The sequence below is a fragment of the Candidatus Hinthialibacter antarcticus genome, assembly GCA_030765645.1.
Classification (GTDB): Bacteria; Hinthialibacterota; Hinthialibacteria; order Hinthialibacterales; family Hinthialibacteraceae; genus Hinthialibacter; species Hinthialibacter antarcticus.
Genome location: JAVCCE010000040.1, coordinates 77,544 through 96,490, shown reverse-complemented (window position 1 = coordinate 96,490; position 18,947 = coordinate 77,544). Strand labels below are relative to the sequence as shown.

Below are 18,947 nucleotides of genomic sequence, written 5' to 3'. Positions count from 1 at the left end.
ATGACAAAACACGACGCCATTCTTGGAATCTCAGCGTTCTATCACGACAGCGCCGCCGCGTTGCTGGTTGACGGTCAAATTTTGGCTGCCGCGCAGGAAGAACGCTTTACCCGCAAAAAACACGACCCTGCGTTTCCCGCTCAAGCGGTGCGGTATGTGTTAGACGAAGCGGGGCTATCGACGGACGATATCTCAGCCGTTGCGTTTTATGATAAGCCCTACTTGAAGTTTGAGCGCTTGCTTGAAACTTACCACGGCTTTGCGCCCAAAGGGCTGACCAGTTTTTTGCAGGCGATCCCGGTTTGGATCAAAGAGAAAGTGTTCATGCGCAAAATGCTGCGTGATGAACTGCAAAAAGCCGGTTTAACGAACCCCCGGTTGTTGTTCCCCGAACACCACCTTTCTCACGCCGCCAGCGCGTTTTATCCATCGCCATTTGAGGACGCCGCCATCTTAACGGTTGACGGCGTGGGCGAATGGGCGACCACCACCATCGGCCATGGCAAAGGGCGGGAGATTACGCTGCTTCGTGAAATTGATTTCCCTCACTCGTTGGGGTTGTTGTATTCGGCGTTTACTTACTATTGCGGATTTCGCGTCAACAGCGGCGAGTATAAGTTGATGGGGCTTGCGCCTTATGGGCATCCCGCCGCCGAGCGGGTCGAAACCTGGAAACAGCGCATCTACGACGAAGTGTTTGATCTGCGCGAAGACGGCTCCTTTGTCCTTAATATGGATTACTTCAATTACGCCACCGGATTGACCATGACGGTCGACCACAAGTGGGAAGCCTTGTTTGGCGTCCCGCGCCGCGAGGCCGAAGCCGAGCTGTCGCAGGAACACATGGACCTCGCGCTTGCAATTCAACAAGTGACCGAAGAGACCGTGTTTAGGCTGGCGGAAACAGCCAAACAATTAACCGGCGCGAAGAACCTTGTCATGGCGGGCGGAGTTGCATTGAACTGCGTCGCCAATGGAAAACTGTTGCAACGCGGCATTTTTGACGATATCTGGATTCAACCCGCAGCCGGCGACGCGGGCGGCGCACTCGGCGCGGCGTATTGCGGCTGGCATATTTGGAAAGAAAAAGACCGTAAACCAATCACGCCTGATTCCATGCAAGGCGCCTACCTGGGGCCTGATTACAGCGAGAAAGAAATTGAACGGACGCTGCGCAAATACGACGCTCCCTATACGAAACATGAAACCGTCGATGCGTTGAGTCAGTCCGTCGCTGAACTGCTCGACCAGGGCGCGGTGGTTGGCTGGCTGCAAGGGCGCATGGAATACGGCCCGCGCGCTTTGGGTGGACGCAGCATCCTTGGTGACCCGCGCAACCCGGAAATGCAAAAGCGCTTAAACCTGAAAATTAAATACCGCGAGAGTTTTCGTCCCTTCGCTCCCTCGGTGTTAGAAGAAGATATTCAGGATTATTTTGACCTCGCTCATCCCTCGCCGTATATGTTGTTAGTTGCGCCTGTTCAGGAGGCGCGGCGTAAGCCCGTTCCCGACGATTACGACTCGTTGCCGTTGCGCGAGCGATTGTATTATGAGCGTTCGGATATCCCGGCGATTACTCACATCGACTTTTCGGCCCGCATTCAAAGCGTCAATAAAGAAACCAATACCCGCTATTGGAAATTGATCGACGCATTCAAACAAAAAACGGGATGCGGTCTCATCGTAAACACCAGTTTCAATGTGCGCGGCGAGCCGATTGTCTGCACGCCCGAAGACGCCTACCGCTGCTTTATGCGCACCGAAATGGACTACCTTGTTTTAGGCGATTTTGTATTGAGCAAAGCCGACCAGCCCGAATGGGAAGGCGCCGATGATTGGCGCGAAGAATACGTCTTAGACTAGAATCCGCCTTGTAGGTTTTATACCCTTCCTATGATGCCACTTTGGGAGGGATGTTGTGAACCAAACGCGCCGTTCATTTATTCAATACGCAGGGACCGCCGCCGTTGCCTCTGCGCTTCCTATTTCACTTCACGCTGCACAAGGCCAAAAAGTCAATGTGGTTTGGATCACGGGCGAAGACGTGTGTCCTGACATCGGCTGTTACGGCAACCCACTTGTCCACACGCCCAACATTGATCGCCTCGCCAAGCAGGGAATACGCTATACGAATGCGTTTACGACCTCTCCCGTTTGCTCCGCCTCGCGCAGCGCCTTTATGACGGGCATGTACCAGACGACCATCGGCGCGCACCATCACCGCAGCCATCGCGACGACGGCTATCAATTGCCCGGCGGCGCTCGCTTGATTACCGACTGGTTTCGCGACGCGGGCTACTATACCTGCAACGTGACGCAAGTAGCGCCCGGGGTGAAAGGCACGGGCAAGACGGATTTTGATTTCAATGTCGAAAATCCATTTGACGGCAACGACTGGAGCCAACGCGACGAGGGACAGCCCTTTTTTGCCCACATCAACTTTCCTGAAACACATCGAAAATTTAAGGCTGACCCCGAACATCCAATCAATCCTGATGAGGTTACTGTTCCGCCTTATTACCCCGATCACCCCATCACGCGAAAAGACTGGGCGCTCTATCTGGAAACAGTTAATCATCTCGACCGCAAAGTCGGGGCGGTATTAAAACGCTTGGATGACGAAGGCTTGTCGGACAACACCATCGTGTTCTTCTTCGGCGATCACGGTCGTTGTCATGTTCGTGGAAAGCAGTGGCTTTATGACGGCGGCATCCATGTTCCATTGATCGTGCGTTGGCCGGGGAAGTTGCCAGAAGGTGAAGTGCGCGACCAGATGGTGAGCGCGATTGATCTGGCGCCGACGGCGTTGCATCTCGCGGGAGCGCCAGTTCCTGAAGTGTTGCAAGGGCAATTATTTTTAGGCGAGAACGCGAAGCCGCGTCATTCTATTGTTGCCGCCCGCGACCGATGCGATGAAACCATGGATAGAATCCGCTGCATTCGGACGAAAGAGTTTAAGTACATTCGCAACTTCATGCCGGAGCGCCCATACTTGCAGATCAATCGTTATAAGGAAGCCTCCTACCCGGTGCTGCGGCTCATGCGGCGTTTGTACAAAGAAGGCAAACTCACCCCGGCGCAAGAACATTTCATGGCGCAGAAACGTCCGAAAGAAGAACTCTACGATCTACGCAACGATCCGCATGAAGTTCATAACCTGGCGGATTCACCCGCGCACCAAACCACGTTGCTCAAGATGAGGGCGCAATTAGATCAATGGATTGTCGAGACAAACGACCAGGGAGAGATTGCCGAAGACCCGGCGATTACGAAAAAATATGAAGAGCAAATGAAAAAGAATTACGATAAACGCCTCAACAAACTCTACGCCGAAGAGGGCATGGGCGAACCGCTCTGGTAATCATCAGAGGCGCGATGATATTTAAGCCCCCCCCTTAAAAAAGAGGGGTGGCGTCGAAGACGCCGGGGGGATTCCCGAATCAATGAAATGAAAGAATTATCAAATCCATGCGGTTTCGTAAAATCGCTACAGCCCTTTTCTCACGCGCTCTAACAGACGGCAGATTCGTTTGGCGTCTTCATCACTGATCTGCTGCATGATCTTTTCAATGCTTTCGTTGTAGACCACTTCAGCGGTTTCGAGCAGAGCGTTGCCCGCTTTGGTGAGACGCACCCGATTGACGCGGCGGTCGTTGGCGTCGGCGACGCGTTCCACCCACCCGGCTTGTTCCATGCGGTCAACCAGGCCGGTCATATTCGAGCGGTTCACCAACAGCATGTCGCCCAGGCGGGTCTGATCGCTCTCTCCATATTCGGTTTGATATTTCAATAACATCATTACATTGAACTGAGAATCGGTGAGACCATGAGGCCGTAAGATTCGGTAGGCTTCTTTATCGAGCAATTTTCCCGTATATATGATGTTGAGAACGGCCTCATGGGCGCGGCCTTTAATCGGGTGACTAAAGCGTAGTTCTTCTTTGAGCGACATGTTGGGCGACCTCCAAAATGGAATCATCAAATCGGTTTTGATCTATATCTAGTATAATTGGATATGTATACATGTTAACACTTCAGGTGGCTTTAAATCCAATAAAAACAAATTTTGTTGGATTTTAGCTAGCATTCTTGATTCATTAGGTTCAAAATGGTTCATACTGTATTGATTTGAGATAAGTAGGAGCGGAATGTAATATGGCTGAACGCGACGCAAACCGAAGCGTAATCGGGCCAGGCGTTGAGACCGAGGGGACGCTACGGTCTAAAGGCGATGTCACCGTAGACGGAACCATGAACGGTCACCTGATTGCCCAGGGAGACGTGATCGTTTCCAAAAGCGGACGGGTGAATGGCGACTTGGAAATTCAGAGCATCCATGTCGATGGGACCATTAAAGGCCCCATCGTTGCGTCAAAGCGGGTGGTGTTGAGCCAGACCTGTGATATAGAATCCCTGGTGGTGTCTCCTTCGTTAAAGGTCGAACCAGGCGCGCGTCTGCTTGGCACATTCTGTGTGACGCCGGACGTGGCGGAGCGCGAGCGCGCGCTGGGCGGACAGATGACCGTCAAGCAAAACCCCAAACCTCAAAAAGTTTCGTTTAAATTCGTCGGCAAAGACGCGAAAGTGGTCGGGCTGTTCGGCGACTTCAATCAGTGGGATGAAAAGAAGCCTCTCCCGCTTAGCGCGTCGAACGGCGCCTGGACGCTTGATCTTGAATTACCGCCGGGCCGCTATGAATACCTGTTCTTAGTTGATGGAGAGCATTGTCCCGACCCCAATAATTCTGAAAAAAAGAAGAACGAATACGGCGGCGAAAATTCCGTCATGCATGTGTCATGAAATAGTCAATAAGGGGTGGCGAACCCTGCCTGCCGCAGGCTGGCTCCTGGTGAGCCACATGAAAGCCATCGTTTTCGAATAGGCGCGGCTCGGCTGGAGCCTCGCTCTCCCCATGTAATACTAAGGGGATTCATCATCATGAATACGCGTGGTTTTACCCTGATCGAATTGCTGATTGTCGTCGCCATTATTGGCATCCTCGCTGCGATTGCCGTTCCTAATTTTCTCAACGCCCAAATGAGGGCCAAAATCGCCCGCGTCCAGGGCGACCTTCGCGCCATGAAAACCGCTATCGAAATGTACGCTCTTGATAACAATGGCTATCCGAACGCTTGTACGCTTGAATTTCAAGGTACTGGTCATCAGTTTCGCGCGGGTGAAATCATGGAGCCGATTGAATACACTACGGTCATCCCTATTGATCCATTCAATACGGAAGAAGGCAGCCGCACCAGTTCATTCGCCCGCAACGAATATTTTTATGTCGACAAAAACCTGTCGCGCACCGACTGCACATGGCCGGGAACCATCGTTGACTGGACAGTTGAAAACTCTGTCGGCGGGCCTTCGCGGGCGGTTTATGTATTAGCCAGCCAGGGGCCTGATAACCTCTCGGAGATTCAAGACCAGAGAGTTTCTCCCATGTTTGACGCCACCAACGGGCTCATCAGCCAGGGCGACATCATCGTCTTTGGCCCGTGAGTGTCCGAAGCGGAGACAAGCGTAACCCTACCCCCAGGCTTTTGTTTTGTACGGCTCCAAAACACATTGAAATTATGATACCTTGGGTTTGCTTAGACATCTTGTGAATGGGGGGAGCGGCGATGTCAGATCATGCTGAGCAACTCTACCAACAGCGCCTGAAACGATACACCACCGCAATGCGAAACGAAAAGCCGGATTGTGTTCCTATCCGGCCCTTTGTCGCGGAATTTACCGCGAAATATGCGGGTTATACCTGCCAGCAGGTCACTCACGATTTCAATTTAGCATTCGAAGCCGCGATCAAATGCGCGACCGATTTTGATTGGGACGCCGTGGTCGGCAACATGGTCTATGTCTGGACAGGACTCGTTGACGCTGCTGGATTGAAGTATTACATGATCCCCGGTATTGATGCGCCCGCCGATGGATGCTTTCAATACATTGAACCCGCTGACGAATCAAAAGCGCACATGCATGCGGACGAGTATGACCTGCTGATCGCAAACCCGACTGAGTTTCTCGCCAACGTCTGGCTGCCCCGCGTCTCCCGCGATGTGGTTGCGCCCGGCGAACCCAACACGGCGCGAAACAACCTGTCATGGCTCAAGGGCGGCATGGCGACGCTGCAATATTTCCAGGCGTTTGGCGCCCAACATGAGCGCATGAAGAATGAAGTCGGCGTTGTCCCGGCCTTGATGGGGTGTTTGAAAGCGCCGTTCGATATCATCGTTGACAAACTGCGCGGCTATAACCCGATGTGTATGGACCTCTTCCAGCGCCCTGAGAAAGTCGCCGCCGCTTGCGAAGCCATGGCGCCGCACATGATGTTTAATGCACTCGCTGGCGCCGATCCCGAGAAGAACGTCCCCATTTCGTTATGGATGCACCGGGGCTGTACGCCGTTTTTGTCGCCGGAGCAGTTTGAGAAATACTACTGGCCGACGCTCAAAGAAATCACCATCGAAATTCACAAACAGGGATGGCAGACCATCTATTACGCCGAAGGCAACTGGGACCATCATCTCAAATATTTCGCTGAACTGCCTGCGGGCAGCATCATCTATCACGTGGATCGCGGCGACATCTTTGAAGCCCATCGCGTGTTGGGCGACAAGTTCTGCATCAGCGGCGGCCTGCCCAATGAACTGCTGACGTTTGGAACGCCGCAAGAAGTGCGCGATTATTGTAAGAAACTTATCGACGGCGTCGGGCGCGACGGCGGCTACATCATGGATGCGGGCGCGATTATGCAGAACGATCCGCAAATTGAAAACGTCAAAGCCATGACCGAATTTACCCGCGAATACGGCGTCTATTGAGAAAGGAACCGACTATGAACAACGAACCGAAAGCAGCCCAAGCGCCGGGCGTCTGTATTCCCTGGGACCAAAAGAAGAGCGAATATCCGCAAATTCAAGGCGATGAAGAAATCGTCAAAGGCGTATGGGAAAATGTCGATACGCTTGGTTACATCTATATATGGAACTGCCTGATCTCGTTTTAAGGAGACCTCATCAGATGATTGAATTGCATCCATTGGCGCAAGCCATGATCGACTTGAAGCAAGACGACGTGAAATCTATTGTCAAACAATTGATCGACGACGGCGTTTCTGCGGCGGATATCGTTGCCTATTTCAATTCCGGCATGGTCGAGATTGGCGCGCGGTTTGAGTCGGGCGATTGCTTTATTCCTGAATTGGTCATCGCAGGAAAAATCATGGAAGACGCCATGGCGGAACTTAAGCCAATGCTAGTCAAAGAACAGCCGGTGGAAACAAAAGGATGCGTCGTGATTGGTACGGTACAGCATGACATTCACAATATCGGCAAAGACATCGTCGCCATGATGTTGCGCGGCGGTGGATTTGACGTTGTCGACCTGGGCGTTAATGTGTCGCCGCAGCGTTTTGTGGAGGCGGTAAAAAACAACGACGCGACCATCGTGGCGCTTAGCGTCTTGTTGACGACGGGGTATCAATCGGTTACGAATACGATCACCGCGTTGCGCGAGGCGGGGTTGCGCGACAAAGTGAATGTTATTCTCGGTGGAGCCGCTGCGTCTGAGATGCTCGCTGAAAAAACAGGATGCGACGTGTTTGGTAAAACGGCGATCGACGCCGTGCGCCAAGCCTGCTTGGCTGCTTCCATTAATTGATTGAATTGCGGCGCTTCTTTTTTTAATTCGAGCCTGTATTAATCTTTATTCGATCTAAATTAATTATCCCGCTATAATATGGTGTTTACGGCATTCGTAAAAAACTCCATATCAAATGATGAGCAGGAACCTTCTTTGGAACAAGAAAAGACAGTAATTGGATGGGTGGAGCCTGTCGAGTTGGTCGATTGGGGCATCGGAAGAATCCGCGCCAAAGTCGATACAGGCGCCCGAAGCAGCGCGCTGCATGTCGATGAATTGGTTGACCTTGGCGATGGCCGCATTCAGTTTTATGTAGTGTTAAGCAGAAAAAACCAAGAGAAGCGCGTCCAGGTCGTAGCTCCCCTATTAAAAACAGGGCAGGTTCGTTCCAGCACAGGAAAGTATACCACACGCTATTTTGTGAACACGCGCGTCCGAATCGGACATATTGAGAAAGATATAGAGATATCTCTTGTTTGCCGAAAGAAAATGATCTTCCGTATGTTGTTGGGCCGCCGCGCTTTGGCGCACGATTTTGTCGTTGATGTTTCCCGCCGGGACACGCTGCGTAAAAGAAAACGAGAGAGAACCTCCTAGTGAAAATTGCTATCTTGTCGCGAAACCGCCACTCATATAGCACCCGGCGGCTCCGCGAAGCTGCTGTCCGGCGCGGGCACCGCGCCATTGTGTTAGATACGCTGCGCTTTTCAATTGGGCTTGAAGCCGAAAATCCTGAACTGTATTACCGTTCAAAACCTCTTTCTACTTACAACGCTGTGATTCCGCGGATTGGCGCGTCGATCACATTTTACGGCTTGGCGGTGGTTCGCCAGTTTGAACAGATGGGGCTATATTGCGCGAACGAGTCAATCGCTATCGCGCGTTCACGCGACAAATTACGCGCTATGCAAATTCTCAGCCGCCATGATATCGGAATTCCTCCAACGGCGTTTGTGCGCGATAAAAAGGATGTGCTCTCCGCGATTGAGAGAGTCGGCGGGGCGCCGGTCATTATCAAAGTTCTTGAGGGGACCCAGGGCGTCGGCGTGATTCTGGCGGATACGAATAAAATCGCAGAAGCGATTATCGAAACGCTGCATGGCGCCAAGCAGAATGTGCTGATCCAAAAATTTGTGAAAGAAAGCAAGGGCAAAGACATACGCGCCATCGTGGTCGGCGACCGCGTGGTGACGGCAATGCGCCGCATGGCGGTCGGAGATGAGTTTCGTAGTAATGTTCATCGCGGTGGGAGTACGGAAATCGTCCAACTGGACGAAGAATACGAACGGACGGCGATTCGCGCCTCGCAGATCATTGGTTTGCGGGTGGCGGGCGTTGATATGCTTGAATCAGAAGACGGCCCGCAGGTGATGGAAGTGAATTCATCGCCCGGGTTGGAAGGCATCGAAACCGCAACCGGAATTGATATAGCCGACGCCATAATCGAAGATACCGAAAATCAAGTTTTGTTCCCGGATGTAGACCTCCGCCAACGGCTTCGTTTGGCGGCTGGGTATGGCATTGCAGAGTTAGACGTTCATAACATGCCCGAGTTAGAAAACGTGGCGTTACGCGACACGCCGCTAACAGAACAGAATATCCATGTCATCCATATTACGCGCAACAAATCGATTATTACTAACCCCAAAGGCGATGAAGTGATCGAGCCGGGCGATGAGTTGTTGTGCTACGGAGAACTTCAGGCCTTGCGCGCCTTAGTTCCTGAGAAGAAGAGCCGCGCCAAAAAAAAACGGAGCACAGTTAAGAAATTAGATGACAAAACGAAAACCTCTTAAAATCAACGGTCGCACCATTCGTTCTGGAGAAGCCGTCGATCTCCACATTGAATTCAGCGAATCCTATTTGGGGATTCCCGTTTCGATTCCCGTCAGCGTGTTTCGCGCAGCCAAAACCGGACCGCGCGTTTATTTTACAGGCGCGGTGCATGGCGACGAACTGACTGGGATCGGGATTATCCGTGAGTTATTGTTTAATCAACCGCCTTCGCTTCTACGCGGGACGCTGATCTGTGCGCCTGTGGTTAATATTTATGGCTTAGAAAACCACTCCCGCTACTTGCCTGACCGACGCGATTTGAACCGCTCCTTTCCTGGTTCGCCGACAGGCAGCCTGACCAGCCGATTGGCCCATCGGGTGTATACCGACATTATTTCGCAATGCGACTATGGAGTCGATTTTCATAGCGCGGCGGTGAGACGGACAAACTACCCAAATGTTCGCGCCGACATGCGTAAACCTGAAGTGCGGCGTCTGGCGCGCGCATTCGGCTGCGAATTGATTGTAAATTCAAAAGGCCCTGAAAATTCATTACGCCGCATAACTGTGCAAAATGGAATTTCAACGATTATTTTAGAAGCAGGCGAAGTGTGGCGCATCGAACAAGGCGTAGTTGATATTGGCGTACGCGGTTGTTTGAATGTGCTAAAAGAGTTGAACATGCTTGAAGGCGAACCTGAGCCTCCGCCGTATCATCTTACCATTGATAAAACGATGTGGGTGCGCGCCCAACGCGGCGGGTTTCTGACGTTTTACGCCCGGCCGGGCGACTTGGTGCATGAGGGCGAAGAACTCGCAACCAATTACAGCATTTTTGGCCGCGAAAAAAATGTATTAACTTCGCCAACTTTCGGCGTAGTTCTTGGTATGAGCACTATGCCCGCCGTGCAGCCGGGCGAGCCAGTTTACCATATTGCGATTTTATCTGAACGCACCTACAAGCGCATCAAGCGTATCCGCAGCGAATCGGTCCTCGTGGATGATCCATTTCAAACCATGCGGGATCACTTTACCGTCAAAGTCGCCACCGAAGAGCGGCAGGATAATGATGTGTCTTGAGCAATTCCGCGCGCAAAAACAACGAAACCAATCATAGCCGTAACTCAATCCGCACATAATTCTGGCAACTTCTATATAAATCTCAATTCAATTTATGAAAGAGTATCCAATTTACGGAAGAACTTAAAATGTCATCGCTAGAAATGCAAAGTGCAGAATTTCCCGCTTGAGTCCATCTAATAAAAATGGATATAAAATGATAATGAGAATTAAATTGATGAATAATAATTTACAATGAAACGGAGTGCGCGGGTTACTCATGTGAAACCTCCCCCGTGTTTAGACCTATACTGTATTGAATGTTATTGAATAGGAAAAGACGCAGAATGAAACTTCAAGATTTATGTCCCGTACCCTTGCCGCAAGCGGTTGATCTGCCGATAGAGGTTTTTATCGAAGCGGGCGCTGCTCAGTCCGTCCCTTACGCCGTACAAACTCATCTCGGTCAACGCATATTCGCCGTCGCTGATCCTGACACCTGGAACGCCGCCAACAAAGTGATTGACTTGCGCGCTTTATTCGGCGACCAGTTTTGCGTTCATACGCTGCCGCCGCATCCAAAAGGGAAAATGGAACTGCTGGATGAACTGGCTGAGCAGATCCATGATGTAGACGGCTTACTAGCCATCGGCAGCGGGACGATCAATGATCTGGTCAAGAGTTTATCGGAGCGGTTTGAAAAACCCAGCGTCGTTTTAGGGACCGCCGCCAGCATGAACGGTTATGCCAGCAGTATCGCCGCGCTGATGGACAAAGGCTTGAAGGTGACCGTCCCGGCGACGCCGCCTCGCGCAATTATACTTGACCTTGATATTCTCAAAGATGCGCCGCTAGCCATGGCCCAAGCGGGCTTGGCGGATTTATTAAGCAAGCCTGTGAGCGGCGCCGATTGGTGGGTCGCGAGTCGATTGGGCGAGTCGGAATTCAATCCGCTGCCGGGGCGTATCGTTGACCACGCAGTCCAACAAGCGGTTGCAAACGCGGAAGGAATTCCGTCGGGCGATCTTGGCTCCTTGCAAGCCTTAGCGGAAGCCTGCGTCTTAAGCGGCGTTTCGATGGCGGTCGCAGGCAACAGTTCCCCCGCGAGCGGCGGCGAACATCTCATCAGCCATCTGTGGGATATGGAACGCCTTCAACAAAACCTCCCGATGAACCTTCACGGCGCCCAAGTCGGCTTGACCGTGTGCCTCTCCACCGCGATTTACCATGCGCTGATGCAATATGGTTCGCCTGCGTTTCCTGAACCGCCGGGTTGGGAGCATGAAGCCGTGCGTATTCCAGGCGATCATGGCATATTGGCGGATAGCGTCCTGCCCCAAACCAAACTCAAGCATGACGGCGCTTCGGCTCGTCGTGAACAACTCATCAAACTTTGGTCGCAACTGCGCCAGGAATTAATCGACATGAATATCCCCACGCCGCAAGAAACGCACGACGTATTACGCAAAGCGCATGCGCCTGATACATTGAACGCTCTGTCGCTTTCAACCGACGACGCGCTTCGCGGGCTGAGAATCTCACGGGATATTCGCTCGCGTTACACCGTATTGGATTTAGCGTTTGAATTGGGGCTGTTTCCTGAGGCGATCCCCGATATTTTGACCGCATCGGGCGTCTAGACAGGGCCTTTAAGGGGATTTGCTTGACGGCGTAGTCATTTTCCCCCTATCGTTACTGAATATACATTGATATTGACGGCGGGAGTGGGACATGAATTGGCGAATGAGAACCTTTCCAGTGGTCGTGGCGCTATGCGTATTGACGGCATGGACGCAGCCTGACGCAGAAGAATCCGCGAAACCGAAATCCCCAAAATTACATAATTATCAAGTTGCGATTGTGGGCGGAACGCCCGGCGCCGTCATGGCGGCGCTGACCGCGGCGCGCGGCGGTTGCAAAGTGGTTCTATTAGAGCGCACAGAGCATATTGGCGGATTGCCCGCGAACGGATTGGGCGCGACCGATATACAAACGCGCGGCGCCACAGGCGGTTTGTTTTTAGAATTTGTGAATCGAGTCAAACAGCATTATGTAGATGAATACGGCAGTGATTCACAGCAAGTCAAAGATTGCAGCGACGGCTATCACTTTGAACCGCATGTTGCTGAGCAAATATTCGAAGAGATGTTGGCTGAGCATAAAGAGAATATTACCGTCTTGAAACAACGCCAGTTTGATTGTGATCCTAACAATGTTGTTCTTGAAAACGGCGCCCTAAAACGGGTACTGATTACGGACCGCATCAGCGGCGCGACCGAAATTGTGCGGGCTACCATTTTTATGGATGGAACCTATGAAGGCGATCTCGCTGCGGCGGCAGGCGCACCCTATCGTTTGGGGCGCGAACCAAGTTATGCGTTTAACGAGCCAATGGCGGGCAAATTATACAAAACGTGGGGCGGCGCGGTTGGAGACGGTTCGACGGGATTGGGCGATAACGCCGTGCAAGCCTATAACTATCGGCTTTGTTTAACAAACGATCCCAATGTTCGGGCGCCAATACCAAAACCGGAAGATTATAACCGGGATGAGTTTCTCTCTCTGGTTGATGATATTCGTCAAAACCGTTTGACGGGAAAAACCGATCCAGGCAAAAATTACAATAGCATTGACCGCCTGGTCAACAGCGTCACGCTGCCAAATCATAAGTTAGATTCAAACAATCAACATGTTGCTTTTCTTTCAACCGACCTGCCCGAAGAAAATTGGCCTTGGCCGACGGCTGGTTGGGATTGGCGCGACCGCTATGCAAAACGCTTGCGGGAATACACGCTTGGCTTGTTGTGGTTTGCGCAGAATGACCCCGCTGTGCCAGAGGATTTCCGCCAGAATTGCCGTGAGTGGGGATTGGCGAAAGATGAATACAAAGACAATGCTCTCTTTCCACGTCAGGTTTATGTACGGGAAGGGCGCCGCATCGCCGGAGAGTATCTATTCATAGCGCATGACGCCTTGCCCGTCAAATCAGGCTCGCGACCGCCCATTCACAAAAACAGCATTACCGCGAGCCATTATTCGCTTGATTCACATGCAGTGTTAAAACGAGAAGAAGGCCGCGTTCATCTCGACGGCTTATTCAGTTATCCAACGGCGCCATATACCGTGCCCTACGGCGTGATGGTTCCTCTGAGGGTCGATAATTTGCTGACGCCCGTCCCCGTTTCCGGTACGCACATTGGGTTCAGTACGCTTCGGATGGAACCTTGTTGGATGGCGATGGGGCAGGCGGCGGGCGCAGCGGCGGCGCTCAGCATCAAACTGGGCGAGCCGGTTCGCGGTATCAATATCGAACGCTTGCAAGACGCCTTAGTTGCACAAGGCGCGGTGTTGGTGTATTTTCGCGACGCCAAACCGGGCGACGATCATTATGATGCGTTGCAGTATTTTTCTTTGCGCGGGTTTTATCCGATTGACGCCTGGGAGGCCAAACTCGATCAACCCGTTTCGGGCGTCCGCGCCAATCAATGGATGATGTGGGCCAAAGCCCCAAAGTCATTATTCTATTTACCCGGCGTGACGACGCAGGGCGAACTGTTGACAGGCCTGTATACTTTCGTCCAGACGTTGCCGCCCTACGAGCGCGACCGCATTGTAGGCGACGCGCTGAAATCGAATGAAAATAACTGAATCTTTACATTTAGCCGAGGTAGGGACTGTCTTGAAATTCAAGGCCAGTGTCATTGCGAGGAGGCCGAAGGCCGACGCGGCAATCTCACAAATCGAAAAGCGAGATCGCTTCGCTGCGCTCGCGATGACACGAACCAAACGTAGTCACTGTGACCCAGTAGGGTGGGCTCGCGCTAGCAGCCCACCAAGCAATATTTTAACAGTCTTCAACGGTGGGGTAAGAACTCGCCCTACGCCTGGTTTCAGTCATGCTCCATTTTTTTTCAATTTCCATTAAATGTTTTTTATACTCATCTCGTAATCCTTGTGTGGGAATGTTGTGCATGAGAACCTAAGACGATTTACATAGATGCTTGTTAAGCGCGCTCGAAGGGTTCAGCGATAGAAAGTGATAAGTAAATTTAATCCGTGCGTTGATTTGGCAACACTATAAAAGCATTCTGGCTAGGGCGGGGAAGATGATATCCGTACATGAAATCGAAAAAAGTTTCGGCAGTCTGAAAGCGGTTGACCGCATCTCGTTCGAGGTTGCGGACGGTGAATTGTTTGGTTTTTTAGGACCAAACGGCGCAGGGAAAACAACCACGTTGAATATGCTGTGCGGTTTGCTGAAGCCGGACGGCGGGACGTCGATCATTGACGGTGTTGATGTTTGGCAATCGCCCAAACGAGCCAAACGAAATATCGGTCTGGTTCCACAAGACCTAGCCATTTATGAAGAACTGACTGCAATTGAAAATCTAAAATTTTGGGGCGGATTGTATCATCTCCCCGGCAGTGAGTTGAAGAAGAATATTCAAGAGGTGTTGGAACGCGTTGGCCTCAGCGACCGCGCTAAAGAGCCCGTTAAGCAATTCTCCGGCGGCATGAAACGCCGCCTGAATCTTGCCATCGGCCTGGTTCATAAACCAAAATTTGTGTTGTTGGATGAACCGACGGTGGGCATCGACCCCCAAGCGCGTAACGCCATTCTTGATATCATTCGCGAGATCGCCAGTGAAGGGGCAACCATATTATTCACCACTCATCACCTCGAAGAAGCCGAAGCGCTCTGCCAGCGCATCGCCATTATCGACCACGGAAAAATTCTCGAAATGGGAACCATTGATGAACTCGCTCAAGTCGTCGGCGATGGGGAAGTGGTCAGCATTCGCGGTGAGTTTTCCGCTGCCAAGATTCAAGAAACCTTGAACGTAGAGCAAATTAAAATTCTCACAGCGGCGGAAAATTCGGTGACCTTGTCATTGAAAGAGAATGGATTCGGCATCGGGCAATTGGTTCAAACCATGACTGGCGCGGGCTTGTCAATCGCTGATATGTCGATTCAGAAACCCAGTTTAGAGAGCGTGTTTTTAAAACTAACGGGACGCGAGCTGAGAGATTGAACGTGATTCTACATCTTGTTAAAAAAGATTTAATTCGCGCATGGAAAAACCCCATCGGCCTGTTGGTGATGGTGTTGATTCCATTGCTGGTCACATTTTTGGTCTCAATGTCATTCGGCGGGCAAAATGATGACAGCATCGACATTACGCTTCATATCGCCGTGTTAGACCATGATGAAGAGATGATAGGAAACTTTATCCGGTCATTAGAAAACCAGCGTGATATGGACTCTCGCCTGCAAATGCACATTGTCGAAACATTTGAAGACGGCGTCCGTATGTTAGAAGACCGCAAGGCGTCTGCTTTATTGGTGCTTCCTGAAAATCTCAGCCGTGATTTGTTAGAAGGCAATGAGGCAATAATGGAGTTCTATCCCAATCCCGCCGAAGTCATGCTGCCTCGCGTGATTGAACACGGCACGGACATTCTGGCGATTGGAGTTTCAGAGACGCTGAATCTAATCGGGGACGAATTAGAACAATTTACCGAAATGATCGATCAGGATGAGTTTCCCGGCAGCTGGGCCGCCGCGATGTTGTTTTATCAGGCATTTCAGAAAGTCGAACAAATACGGACGTATGTTTTCCCGCCTATCATTCAGATCGACCAGGTTAATGCCAGCGAATACATCGTCAGCGCGTCCCGCGCCAACGCAGCCAGGGAGGCGTCTGATGAGTGAGATGGTCAGTATTATACTTCCCGGCATGATGTTGATGTGGGTGGTGTTTATCGCGCAAAACGGCATGAATGATATTTTTGCCGAACAGCAAAAAACCACTTTGCGGCGTATGTATTCTTCTACATTAACGATCACTCAAATTCTCATTTCAAAGATGATCTATTGCTTCATGCTTTGCCTGATCGCCGAAATTCTTATGATAATCGGCGCTTGGTTATTGTTTGGCATGAACTGGGGCAATGTGTTTTTGTTGCTCATTCATCTCTCTGTTTGCAACATCGCCTACGTTGGCGTGATGACGTTGGTCTATTCTATATCTAAAACAATTGAAAGCGCGGGCGCGTTGTCGGTGATTTTGATTTTGGCGATGGCTGCTATCGGCGGAGGGATGATGCCCTATGAAGCCATGCCGCAATTGATGAAACAGTTGTCTGTCTATTCGTTTATTCGTTGGGGCGTCATCGGTATCGACGCTGTTGTTGAAGGGCAAAGCATGACGGCCCTGATTCAACCGATGACCATTTTGTTCACCATTGGAATTGTAACGCTGGGCTTGGGGGCTTGGAGATTCAAGCGCCGCATCGAGTCGGGAGAACTGTAATGCCTAATTGGCTGCGTATTGCGCTCTGCGACTTAAAACGCATGATGAAAGACCGCCTGGCGATCTTTTGGATGGTCATCATGCCATTGGGATTCGTCTATTTATTTGGCGGAATGATGGGCGACCCGTCAGATCAAACCACTTGGCTGCCTGTCATCAATTTAGACCAGCACGAACTCTCTACAAAATTCATTGATCAACTGAAAGCAGACAAAGTGAGTGTTGACGTGCGTTCGGCGACTGATGAGCAATATGTGCAATATTGGGCGAGAACGATTATTCTGCCGGCGACGTTTTCAGCGAGTATTCTCGAAGGCGAACATGTTGATGTCATCTTCGCCAAGGGCAAAGGCAATCAAGAACACACTTTAAACGCGCAGGTGCGCCTTGCGAACGCGATTGTGAAATTCACGGGGGCATTGGCGGCGGTGGATGTGGTCAACAATCGTTGGACCCAAAAGACGCAAGAAAAACTCGACGCCGAACTTAACAAGACGCCTCAATTCATCGTTGAGAAAAAGATGATTAACAACCTCAAGCCGCCTCCGTTTGGTCAGGCGTTATTGTTGCCCGGTTACATTGTTATGTTCGTATTGATGAACACCATTATGTTTGGCGGCATCTCGCTATTGCAAGAGAAAAACCAACGTAGTGACGTTCGTCTTTCATCAACGCCAACCTCGAACGGTGAGATTTTTCTCGGAAAAATGGCGGGACGTTCGCTCATCCCCATCCTTCAAGCGACTTCACTGATCATTTTGGGCAACTTCATATTCGGCGTGAGCATCGGCGACCATCCTATCGCACTGGTTCCTGTCGTTGTTAGTTTGGCGGTATGCTGCGGGGCCATTGGGGTCTTTTTCGGTTCGGTTTGTACTCACGAACAACAGGTGACTGGTTTCGGTATGGCAGTTACGATGATCGCTTCTGCTTTGGGCGGCTGTTGGTGGCCGATTGAAGTTATGCCGGATGCGATGAAAACCGTTGCGAAATTTTTCCCAACCTATTGGGGCGTTCAGGGGCTGCATGACGTCATGTCGTTTGGCAAATCATGGGATGCGGTCATGCTTGAATGTGCGATTTTGTGGTTGTTTGCGCTCTCGTTTCTTGGTATTGCATTGTTCTTTTTAAAGAGAAAGACGGCTTAGCCATTAAAGATAATTAACGATAATAAAAATCAAACAGAACAAAAGAAGCGTCCAAATCATCAGCGCTTGTCTGGAGTGTCGCCGGGCGCGGTCTTCATCCCACCACGTCCGTGGGCGAATCCCCTGAAATCGAAACATGGCAACGCCCGCCAGGTTGACGCAAATCACATTGGAAAACACCAGGATGAACGCGCGTAGAGCCAATTCGAAATGCCCCGCGCCTAACAACATGCCAAAGGCGACCAATGGGGGCATCAACGCGACTGCGACCATGACGCCGACCATAGCGCTGGCGGTACCGGTGGTGAGCGAAAGAGCCGCCGCTGCGCCAGAGCACAACGCCAACATGATGTCCCATAGCGCGATGTCCGTACGGGCCGCAAATTCATGCGTCTCGGGGGTAATGGGGTGGTAGAGCAAACCAAGCAACAGGGCCAGCCCGAGCGAGATAAAAAAGCCGACGCTGATGGTGTGCAGCGCTTTTTTTGCCAGTTTGAAATCCGCCAAGGTGAATGACAACGCCAGCGCCATATTCGGCCCTAGCAACGGCGCAATGACCATCGCGCCAATAATCACGGCGGCGTTATCGCGTATCAGCCCGCCCGAAGCGACGATCGCAGACAGAATAACCATCCAAATATATGCCCGGTTAACCTGCGCTGACTCGAATAAGCCGTTATACAATTCTTCGCGGTGGATTCGTTCCGGTGATTTCTGTTCTTCCGCCTCATCATCTCCATTGTCGGGTTCTTCCAAACGGGGCAGCGACGCTACCAGCGGGTACAGCACGATGCGAAATTCCGTCCCGCTTAATTTTTGCTCGAGCGCATCGAGTAAGGGTTCGAGTTTTTGCGAATGCGAAATGATGTGCAGGCAACAGCGCTCATCTTCCATATTGCGCGTTTCAACGACGAATGCGGGGTGTTCGTCCAGGCTTTGTTGCACCCATTTTGCGGCGTTCATCGAAACATAGAGTTCAATTAATCGAAGCGACATCGTGTTTAAC

At 51.3% G+C, this 18,947-nt stretch carries 19 protein-coding genes; 16 read left to right on the top strand and 3 right to left on the bottom strand.

Features of this window, described 5'->3' with window-relative positions:
- Positions 1 to 1,863: a carbamoyltransferase gene (locus tag P9L94_10135; protein MDP8244428.1), complete on the top strand. Its 1,863-nt coding sequence runs from the start codon at positions 1 to 3 to the stop codon at positions 1,861 to 1,863.
- Positions 1,864 to 1,918: 55 nt separating this feature from the next.
- On the top strand, positions 1,919 to 3,361 hold the full coding sequence (locus tag P9L94_10130) for a sulfatase (GenBank protein ID MDP8244427.1): 1,443 nt from the start codon (positions 1,919 to 1,921) through the stop codon (positions 3,359 to 3,361).
- A gap of 126 nt (positions 3,362 to 3,487) precedes the next feature.
- On the opposite strand, the gene P9L94_10125 is transcribed toward P9L94_10130, so the two are convergent.
- Positions 3,488 to 3,952, bottom strand: a complete 465-nt coding sequence (locus P9L94_10125) for a MarR family transcriptional regulator (GenBank protein MDP8244426.1) — start codon at positions 3,950 to 3,952, stop codon at positions 3,488 to 3,490.
- A 203-nt stretch (positions 3,953 to 4,155) separates the two neighbouring features.
- Between P9L94_10125 and P9L94_10120 the strand changes: the two genes are divergently transcribed.
- From P9L94_10120 to P9L94_10085, 8 genes are all read left to right on the top strand, one after another.
- Complete coding sequence (locus P9L94_10120; GenBank protein MDP8244425.1) at positions 4,156 to 4,800, top strand: polymer-forming cytoskeletal protein; 645 nt, start codon at positions 4,156 to 4,158, stop codon at positions 4,798 to 4,800.
- 138 nt (positions 4,801 to 4,938) lie between these two features.
- The gene (locus tag P9L94_10115; GenBank protein MDP8244424.1) at positions 4,939 to 5,502 is read left to right on the top strand and encodes a prepilin-type N-terminal cleavage/methylation domain-containing protein; all 564 of its coding nucleotides are present in this window, start codon (positions 4,939 to 4,941) and stop codon (positions 5,500 to 5,502) included.
- 122 nt (positions 5,503 to 5,624) lie between these two features.
- Entirely contained in the window at positions 5,625 to 6,824 is a 1,200-nt protein-coding gene (locus P9L94_10110; protein MDP8244423.1) for a uroporphyrinogen decarboxylase family protein, read from the top strand.
- Between the two features lie 14 nt (positions 6,825 to 6,838).
- On the top strand, positions 6,839 to 7,009 hold the full coding sequence (locus tag P9L94_10105; GenBank protein ID MDP8244422.1) for a hypothetical protein: 171 nt from the start codon (positions 6,839 to 6,841) through the stop codon (positions 7,007 to 7,009).
- A 14-nt stretch (positions 7,010 to 7,023) separates the two neighbouring features.
- Positions 7,024 to 7,662: a cobalamin-dependent protein gene (locus P9L94_10100; protein ID MDP8244421.1), complete on the top strand. Its 639-nt coding sequence runs from the start codon at positions 7,024 to 7,026 to the stop codon at positions 7,660 to 7,662.
- A gap of 135 nt (positions 7,663 to 7,797) precedes the next feature.
- Positions 7,798 to 8,241 carry a RimK/LysX family protein gene (locus P9L94_10095; GenBank protein ID MDP8244420.1) on the top strand — a complete coding sequence of 148 codons (444 nt, stop codon included), beginning with the start codon at positions 7,798 to 7,800 and terminating at the stop codon, positions 8,239 to 8,241.
- A complete protein-coding gene (rimK, locus tag P9L94_10090) occupies positions 8,241 to 9,440 on the top strand; it encodes a 30S ribosomal protein S6--L-glutamate ligase (GenBank protein ID MDP8244419.1) in 1,200 nt (399 codons plus the stop codon). Before P9L94_10095 ends, rimK begins: the two co-directional genes overlap by 1 nt.
- Positions 9,418 to 10,500, top strand: coding sequence for a succinylglutamate desuccinylase/aspartoacylase family protein (locus tag P9L94_10085; protein ID MDP8244418.1), 1,083 nt, complete (start codon positions 9,418 to 9,420; stop codon positions 10,498 to 10,500). Before rimK ends, P9L94_10085 begins: the two co-directional genes overlap by 23 nt.
- 123 nt (positions 10,501 to 10,623) lie before the next feature.
- Here P9L94_10085 and P9L94_10080 read toward each other — a convergent pair whose 3' ends face one another.
- Positions 10,624 to 10,761, bottom strand: a complete 138-nt coding sequence (locus P9L94_10080; protein MDP8244417.1) for a hypothetical protein — start codon at positions 10,759 to 10,761, stop codon at positions 10,624 to 10,626.
- A 65-nt stretch (positions 10,762 to 10,826) separates the two neighbouring features.
- Here P9L94_10080 and P9L94_10075 point away from each other — a divergent pair, with 65 nt between their 5' ends.
- From P9L94_10075 to P9L94_10050, 6 genes are all read left to right on the top strand, one after another.
- Positions 10,827 to 12,119, top strand: a complete 1,293-nt coding sequence (locus P9L94_10075) for an iron-containing alcohol dehydrogenase (protein MDP8244416.1) — start codon at positions 10,827 to 10,829, stop codon at positions 12,117 to 12,119.
- Between the two features lie 91 nt (positions 12,120 to 12,210).
- Positions 12,211 to 14,127, top strand: coding sequence for an FAD-dependent oxidoreductase (locus P9L94_10070; protein ID MDP8244415.1), 1,917 nt, complete (start codon positions 12,211 to 12,213; stop codon positions 14,125 to 14,127).
- 458 nt (positions 14,128 to 14,585) lie between these two features.
- On the top strand, positions 14,586 to 15,512 hold the full coding sequence (locus tag P9L94_10065; protein ID MDP8244414.1) for an ABC transporter ATP-binding protein: 927 nt from the start codon (positions 14,586 to 14,588) through the stop codon (positions 15,510 to 15,512).
- Between the two features lie 2 nt (positions 15,513 to 15,514).
- Positions 15,515 to 16,192 carry an ABC transporter permease gene (locus P9L94_10060; GenBank protein MDP8244413.1) on the top strand — a complete coding sequence of 226 codons (678 nt, stop codon included), beginning with the start codon at positions 15,515 to 15,517 and terminating at the stop codon, positions 16,190 to 16,192.
- A complete protein-coding gene (locus P9L94_10055) occupies positions 16,185 to 16,793 on the top strand; it encodes an ABC transporter permease (protein ID MDP8244412.1) in 609 nt (202 codons plus the stop codon). The genes P9L94_10060 and P9L94_10055 overlap by 8 nt, the downstream gene beginning before the upstream one ends.
- Positions 16,793 to 17,941 carry an ABC transporter permease gene (locus P9L94_10050; GenBank protein ID MDP8244411.1) on the top strand — a complete coding sequence of 383 codons (1,149 nt, stop codon included), beginning with the start codon at positions 16,793 to 16,795 and terminating at the stop codon, positions 17,939 to 17,941. Before P9L94_10055 ends, P9L94_10050 begins: the two co-directional genes overlap by 1 nt.
- A gap of 3 nt (positions 17,942 to 17,944) precedes the next feature.
- Here the strand turns inward: P9L94_10050 and P9L94_10045 are convergent, their stop codons facing one another.
- Positions 17,945 to 18,937 (bottom strand): TIGR00341 family protein, encoded by a 993-nt coding sequence (locus P9L94_10045; protein ID MDP8244410.1) that lies wholly within the window; start codon positions 18,935 to 18,937, stop codon positions 17,945 to 17,947.
- Between the last annotated feature and the right edge of the window lie 10 nt (positions 18,938 to 18,947).